This is a genomic window from uncultured Lactobacillus sp. (assembly GCF_945290125.1).
Classification (GTDB): Bacteria; Bacillota; Bacilli; order Lactobacillales; family Lactobacillaceae; genus Lactobacillus; species Lactobacillus rizhaonensis.
Genome location: NZ_CALYQV010000026.1, coordinates 20764 through 28191 on the forward strand (window position 1 = coordinate 20764; position 7428 = coordinate 28191).

Annotated in this window: 9 protein-coding genes; 1 reads left to right on the forward strand and 8 read right to left on the reverse strand. The window is 34.3% G+C overall.

Going from position 1 to position 7428, the window contains the following annotated elements; all coding sequences use genetic code 11:
* From Q0K80_RS05865 to agaB, 6 genes are all read right to left on the reverse strand, one after another.
* The gene (locus Q0K80_RS05865; protein ID WP_294604318.1) at positions 1-1206 is read right to left on the reverse strand and encodes a transcription antiterminator; all 1206 of its coding nucleotides are present in this window, start codon (positions 1204-1206) and stop codon (positions 1-3) included.
* A 191-nt stretch (positions 1207-1397) separates the two neighbouring features.
* Positions 1398-2465 carry an SIS domain-containing protein gene (locus tag Q0K80_RS05870; RefSeq protein ID WP_294604319.1) on the reverse strand — a complete coding sequence of 356 codons (1068 nt, stop codon included), beginning with the start codon at positions 2463-2465 and terminating at the stop codon, positions 1398-1400.
* Between the two features lie 27 nt (positions 2466-2492).
* Positions 2493-2921 (reverse strand): PTS sugar transporter subunit IIA, encoded by a 429-nt coding sequence (locus tag Q0K80_RS05875; protein WP_294604321.1) that lies wholly within the window; start codon positions 2919-2921, stop codon positions 2493-2495.
* 13 nt (positions 2922-2934) lie between these two features.
* Positions 2935-3732, reverse strand: coding sequence for a PTS galactosamine transporter subunit IID (agaD, locus tag Q0K80_RS05880; RefSeq protein ID WP_294604322.1), 798 nt, complete (start codon positions 3730-3732; stop codon positions 2935-2937).
* Entirely contained in the window at positions 3722-4519 is a 798-nt protein-coding gene (gene agaC / locus Q0K80_RS05885; RefSeq protein WP_294604324.1) for a PTS galactosamine transporter subunit IIC, read from the reverse strand. Before agaC ends, agaD begins: the two co-directional genes overlap by 11 nt.
* A 23-nt stretch (positions 4520-4542) precedes the next feature.
* The gene (gene agaB / locus Q0K80_RS05890; RefSeq protein ID WP_046324270.1) at positions 4543-5019 is read right to left on the reverse strand and encodes a PTS galactosamine transporter subunit IIB; all 477 of its coding nucleotides are present in this window, start codon (positions 5017-5019) and stop codon (positions 4543-4545) included.
* Between the two features lie 176 nt (positions 5020-5195).
* Between agaB and Q0K80_RS05895 the strand changes: the two genes are divergently transcribed.
* On the forward strand, positions 5196-5918 hold the full coding sequence (locus Q0K80_RS05895; RefSeq protein ID WP_294604326.1) for a GntR family transcriptional regulator: 723 nt from the start codon (positions 5196-5198) through the stop codon (positions 5916-5918).
* Here Q0K80_RS05895 and Q0K80_RS05900 read toward each other — a convergent pair.
* Positions 5887-6594, reverse strand: coding sequence for an SIS domain-containing protein (locus Q0K80_RS05900; protein ID WP_294604327.1), 708 nt, complete (start codon positions 6592-6594; stop codon positions 5887-5889). The two genes, Q0K80_RS05895 and Q0K80_RS05900, sit on opposite strands and share 32 nt — an antisense overlap.
* A gap of 9 nt (positions 6595-6603) precedes the next feature.
* On the reverse strand, positions 6604-7386 hold the full coding sequence (locus Q0K80_RS05905) for a PTS system mannose/fructose/sorbose family transporter subunit IID (protein ID WP_294604329.1): 783 nt from the start codon (positions 7384-7386) through the stop codon (positions 6604-6606).
* Positions 7387-7428 lie beyond the last annotated feature (42 nt).

Sequence of the window (7428 nt, forward strand, 5' to 3'; positions counted from 1 at the left end):
TTATTCCATTTGAACAACCCCAACGGCACTATACTTGGCATTATTGATTTTTTGAGAGTTGGCATTATCGAAAAGCAAATAACCAAAATAATAAGTTAACAGCTTAACTTCGTCTTCGGAAAACTTAGTACCGATCCATTGCTCTAGGGGCTTAATTAAATCTTTTATAATATCTACAAGAAGCTGCTTATCCTTATCATTGTCAAGATTCAATGTTTCAATACTTGGTAAGCGATACTTAACACGAAAACACGCCGGCCTCAAATGATTTAACAGTCTTTTTTCAAATCGTGACTGATCTTGGATATTAACCAGCGTTCTTGACTTAAAGCCCTCCACAATCTGATGGACAAAGCCAAATAGTTCAATTTCATCTGGACTATATTCGGAATTATTTTTATCGAAAACGTTAGAAGATAAAATTTCCAAGGCAATCCATTTTAAGTAAAAATCGCTAATATTGCTTAACTCGGTTAGTTTTCTCAAATATTGATATTCTTTTGTTTTTGCAATAAACTCATCAACTTTAAGACCACTTTTGCAAACTAAACCTCTAGATATAATAATTTGTACTAAAAGTTTTAAATTATTGAAATATTTATCGGAAAATGAGACTTGAAATTTAGCTTCAAATCTTGTAATTAAATTTAATGATATTTTTACAATTTCTTTATTAATAGCAAATTTTTCCAGTAAATTTCCCGCTAAATTATCAGAATTTTGCAAAATTATGTTAGTAGTCAACCTTAAAATCTGGTCTTCAGAGCCTTGCAAAAAATATCCTCTAGAGCGATTGTATTTTAAATTGAGGTGAAATTTATTCACCATCTGCTCTGCAATCTTAAGGTCCTGAAGAATTGTCGTTTTGCTATAATGAACAATTGCGGTCAGATCATCTAATGAAACATAATCAACATTACAAATTAGATAAAGCAGTATCAGTTCCGCTCTGTTTTTATTGGGAAAATTATTATTTGAATTTTTATCTACAACGAGTAATTCTTGCAATTTATCAGTATAAGTAAATGTACCATTATTGTGTCTTTTAATAGGACTTAACCCGTGCGCCTTTAAATCCTCATTAATTAGACCAATAGCATAATTTACTTGTCTTCTTGTTAAAGCTAACTTATCCATCATCTCCGTTACTTTAATATCTGGTATTTCTAATAAAAGGGAAATTATTTCTTGGATCCTCTCATTCACATCAATTCTCCCCCTTTCAGATTCTATTTTAGGGTAATTTTGCAGCTGATAAATTCGCTTTCATAACAAGATATGTATACTTACAGTCCCTATCTAGACAAAAGTATTTTTGCTAATTATAAAAAAAGCCAAAACAAAAAGGCCTGAATCCTAATTAAATATGGGATCAGGTCTAAATGAAAAATTTTTATTTATATTTTTGATTTAGTAATTTCATCGAACTCAGGATACGTTGGATGCTCCAAATCAATTTTTTTGGATTTAGATAGTTTATATGCTAGCAAATGAACGGGAACGGTCATAAATAAAGCAGTAAGTAATTCATTTACATCTGTGTTTAAACTTAGCACGTCAATATCTGCAGAAGAAACAGCTTTTTTAGCTATAAGTGCTATGTTCTTACAATGAAGTTGTAAAAATTTTTGCAGCTTTTGCGATCTCTGCTCCAATTTGCCTTGGGGCTCAATAAAGACAAAATGATCTGAACTGTGAAGTCCAATATACGGACCATGCATATATTCTTCGAGTTCCTTACCTTGAGCCGTGATGTGCACCGTTTCTGTTACCTTGGTTTCGCCCTCGCGTGCTACACCGTATACTGCACCGTAACCTATAAAAAATATTCTCTTAATATCGGAATTTTGTGCTAAGTACTGATCAGTCCACTTTTCAGAAACTGCAACAACTTCAAGCAAGTTATTGATTATTAAACCTATTTCGTTTTTATCATTTTCATAATCTGTTTGCGCAATTTTTCCGGTTTGAAAAGATGACTCTACTGCAAAAAGAATCAATAGTAAAATAGTAACACTATATCCTAACGTTACATATGGCATCTCTTCGATTCCCATGCCCATGAGAATTATTTGCGCATCCGTTTGCGCAATTGGACTATCTGGGTCGCTGGTCAAAACAAAGACATCAATTTTTTTGGCAACTAATTCTTTAACTACTTTGATAGTTGATGCACTATGACCACCTTGTGAAATTGCAACATAAAGAATATCGTCTCTAAACTTGCTATGATAGTTAGCGGCAATTGAAGGCTCCTCAACATAAACAGGAATACCTAATCTTTCAGTCATATAAGGTACAGCACCATAAGCTGCATTAGAACTGGAGCCGGTCGCAAATAAAACAATTGAATTATATTTTGCTTGATTTGTCTTATACTTCTCAACTAACGGCCTTAATAATTGCTGATAGTTTTTAAAGACTTTACTATATGCATCGGCCTCAGACTTAATGTAATATTCCATACTCTTCATAATAATTACAATCCCTTTTTATATACCATCTGAAAAATCATCTTCATCAGACTCATTATTTAAATCATTTTTATCAAAAACCTGCGCTGTTTCTTTAGTGATTTTAACTAGATCCTGCATCAAAGCTTCTTTACTAGGATATTCCTTGTAAGTAGTTTCAAGCAGTGAACTCAAGTTACAACCTGATACAACCCCAACGTTTTCGTTATCATAGGCTATCTTAGCCGCTTCTTTATACGGCGTTCCACCCAGCATATCAGTAAAAATAATTGTTTCTTCTTTTCCAATTTGAGCGGCAATTTTTTCTTGTAAGTCAATTTCACTCATTTTTTTAGTAAAATCAATAAAATTATGCTCTTCCTGTTTACCTACAAACAATTCAAGAGAACTTTGTAAGCCAGATGCGAATTTACCATGTCCAACTACGATTATTTTGATATTACTCACAATCATTCCTCACTTACATAATTCCAAAAAATGAACAGGCAATACATAAAGTAAAAACAACAACTATTAAGACAATTGGAGAGACTTCCTTTTTCTTAAGTAGCCAATATAGGAAAAATGTAAATCCTAATGGCAGTAAGTTAGGAAATACCTTATCCAAAAAGTCTTTTTGAAGAGAAACACTGCCTATTTTCACCTTTAAAGACAAGGTAACGTAAGAACTAATTAAAGCCCCAATTACCGTCAGTCCCATAATTGAAGCTGACTTAGAAATAATGGTCGAATTTTTCTGAATTACATCAATTGCTTTAGTTCCCATGTCGTAGCCAAGATGCGCAAAAGGAATACGGCATAAAAATATTCCCAGATATACCAAGAAGAAAATAATTGGCCCAAGTGGATTACCCTTTGAAGCAAAAGATGCACAGATCCCGCCCACAATTGGCATAATTGTAAACCAGTAAATTGCATCACCAATTCCGGCTAAGGGTGCAAAGAGGGCGTTCTTCAAACCACTAATCGTTTTACGATCAACCCTTTTTTCTTCCATACTTGTTAGTAATCCTAACAAAATTGGCACAAGGGGCGGACTAGTATTGATAAAGTTCATATTATCAACCATGGCTTCCGACATAGCCTCTTTATCATCCCCAAATATTTTCTTCCAAACAGGAATTTGAGCCCAGGTCCATCCAGGTGCCTGCATTCTTTCATAGTTAAATCCTAATTGAAATAGTGAAGATCTCAATCCTAATTTAGTAATATCGCTTTTACTTACTTTGGTATATTTTTTATTTGAGTTAGATTCCATCTTCACTACCTCCATTTTCCTTTACTTCATCTATCTGTGCTTGCAATTTTTGATGTTGCTTATTGTCAAAGAAGTCAATCATAGCAAAAACAACACCTATTACAGCTGCAGGCAATACGTTGGAATAGTTAATAAAGCTGGCAATTACGAATCCTAAGAGTAAGTAAGGAACATAATTGATCCTCAATAAAACCTTAAGCAGCATGGCAAATCCTACTGCCGGTAATGCACCCCCTGCTAATTCAAAGCCGTGAATTAACCATTTGGGCATTGCTTTAACCAAAGCGGCCATTGGACCCTGAGCGGCATAAGCGGATAAGAAAATAATTACAAAAAAGGTTGCAGCCATTACAAACATTGAAAAGTAAATAAATCTATTAAATTTCCCAGTGTCCGCATTTTGTGCCGCTTTATCCATGGAAGGCATGAAACCTGAAAACAATGAATAGTACATCAAAATAATGTATTGCATCAGCATAGCAAAAGGCAACGACAAGCCAACTGCAGTAGCTGGCGCAACCTTTGTAGTATGAGCAATAACTACAGTCATAATTCCGCAAACTGCCGGGTTAGGCGGTTGCGTTCCTCCTGCGTTTGTTAGTCCAGCAAAGGTAAGTTCTGCAATTCCACCTGCTAAAAGTCCAGTTACAGGATCACCCAGAATTAAACCAGTTACGGCACAACTAATTATTGGTCTAAAAATATATAAAGCTTCTGTATAGGAGTCTAGACCCGCTATAGCACCAAAGATGCTTAGCAAAATCCCCTGTAAAAAAGTTATTTGCATTTGTTCCTCCAGATTCTGACTACTTAAAAGTCAATTGCTGTCTTCTTATCACCAGGTACGTCTTGGATATAAATGTTGACATTATCATGAACTAATTTCATTAAATCGTCTTTATCATTTTGGTCGACATAGACTTTATCCGTAACTTTTTCTTTACCAGCTGAAAAATGCATATTACCGACATCTATCTCTTTTATTGGCACTCCGCCTTCAACCAGTCTAACAGCGTCTTTTGGTGTTTTAACAATTATAAAAATCTTTTGCCTTGGTGCTGCCTTACCAATGATCTTAATTGTTTTTTCAATTGAGAAAAATCTTATCTGAGCTCCAGAAGTTTCAGAAGTGCTCTTCATTAACTTCTGTTGCAAAGGATCGTTTGCTACATCATCATTTGCCACTAATAACAGATTAGCTCCTATAGAACTAGTCCAAATAACTCCAACCTGTCCGTGAACAAGTCTGTTATCAATTCTTGTCAACAAAATATTTGGTTCACTCATGTTTTACCTCCTATAATCCATTATGGTCCGGACCATTATAAAAATATAATAATTGAAAGCGATGACATTGTCAACAGTACAATTATTGTAAATCTTTGTTATAATACTTATACGTATAGGATCTTTTAATTCTAAATTTATTTAGTAGTGGTTCGGACCATAGATTAGGAATTTTTATGGAAAAATATTCAAAACAACCAATTTATTTAAAATTAGTAGCTTTCTTAAAAAATTACATTCAAAACAATATGAAAAAAGACCAAAAACTTTTAAGTGAACGGGATATTTCTTTACGACTGAAAATAAGCAGATATACCGTAAGACGGGCGTTAGACGAGCTCGAAAAGAGGGGCTACATTTATAAGATTCATGGCAAAGGAACCTTTGTTTCAGAAAAATCGTCATTAACTCCACTCAATGACATCTATAGTTTTACTGATCATATGAAAGCCTTAGGAAAAACTCCTCAAACTGATTTGTTAGAATTTAAAATTTTTAATTCAGATAGCTTTTTGGCTTCAAAATTTAATATTAACCAGGGTGAAAAAGTTATCAAATTAAAATTTCTGAGAGCTGCAGATAAACAGCCGATGATGATAGAAAGAACTTATCTTCCCTACGAAAAATTTTCCACTCTCACCATCGAACAACTAACACAAAATTCTTTGTATTTAATAATGAAAACAAATTTTCATCAAACAGTCCGTTTAGTTAACGAGGCAATTCAAGCTAGTTTAATTCAGGCAAAAGACGCCAAACTATTAAAAGTCAGTTACGATGCACCATGTTTAAAAGTAAAAAGAACATCTTTTAATAACAGACACATTCCCATTGAATATACCTATTGCGTTGCGCGTGGTGATCAATTTATTTACAACCATAGTTACTTACATCAATGAAATTGGATAAAGCAAAAAGCCAGTTGTTGATAAACTGGCTTTTTGCTTTATCCATTTTTGCCAGCTTTTCTTTATGTTCTTCAACCCAGTCATATGCTCTTTTATATGCATGTGGAAATAAATCTAAAGTAGCATTCAGATCTTGTAAATCCTGCTCAAATTGAGCCTGATTCAGGTTACCATTTGCCAAACCAATGTACTCAGCCAAAAGAAGTAGATTCAATTTGGTTGAATAATAACCCTTGGTTTTAGCTCCGGCTTTTTCCTCACCGATATTAACAGTCATAACTTCATCAGCAATCTGATCAATATAGGCATCTTTTTCACCAGCCATTGTACCAATGATACAACCTGCCTTTTTAGCTGTTTTCATGGCATCAAATGTACTAAAGCTGCTTCCTCCCTGAGAAATGCCAATAAACAGAGTATGCGAATTATCTCCTACAAAAAAGTCTGGTGTAAACATAAAAGGATAAAGAGATAAAACTTCAACTCCCGAACGTTTACGCATTATGGATTGCATCTGTAATCCGGAGTGATAGCTTGTCCCAGAACCAGTGATGATGATTTTTTTAATATCTCTTTTTGCAACGTTTGCAAAAAGTTCTTTACTTCCTGCCACTATTTTTTTAAGTTGATCTGGCGTAGCTGAAATATATTGTTGAATTAAGTTCATATTTACTCCTTATAAAATTCCAATTACATGTAATAAAATGCGTAAAATTAACACTCCAACAGTTAGCTTTGAAACACTTACCTTCTTTCTAATTAAGCAAAATACCAATAAAGTAACCAGTAAAGGCAATAACTTCGGCATAACCTGATCGAAAATAGTTTGTAGTTTTACAGTAGCACCAGTCATAGAAAATTTGAGTGTAGTAGTTACTGGAAGCATAGTTGCTACCATTCCTCCCACTACCATCATCCCAATAATTCCTACAATCTGCATTATTTGATCCATCACACCGTTTTTTTGGACCTCGTCTAAGGATTCAACTCCCCATTTATAGCCATATTTCAAGCCAAAAGCCCTAATTAAAGTTGCTGGCAAGTTATATAGAACAAAGAAAAGAATTGGACCTAAGATGCTTCCTTGTTTAGCAAAAGACGCTCCAATTCCCGCAGCAATAACTCGAAATGTACCAAACAAAATGGAGTCACCAATTCCAGAAAAAGGTGCCATTAAAGCAGCTTTAACTGAGTTGATAGAATCCGGATCCATAGAAGAAGGATTGTTGGCATACTGTTCCTCCATTGCTGAAGAAATCCCCATAATCATTGGTGTCATAGCCGGAGTGCAGTTGAACAAGGCCAAGTGACGCTTTAAAGCAGCAGCACGGTCTTTAGTATTAGAATATAGCCTTTTAATTACTGGCTCCATTGCATATACATAGCCAATATTTTGCATTTTTTCGTAATTAAAGCCGCCTTGTAAAGCAAAAGCTCTCCAAAAAATGAAGTGCTCCATAATAGTTAGACATTAATCTGACTATTAGGAGCACTTTTTTCA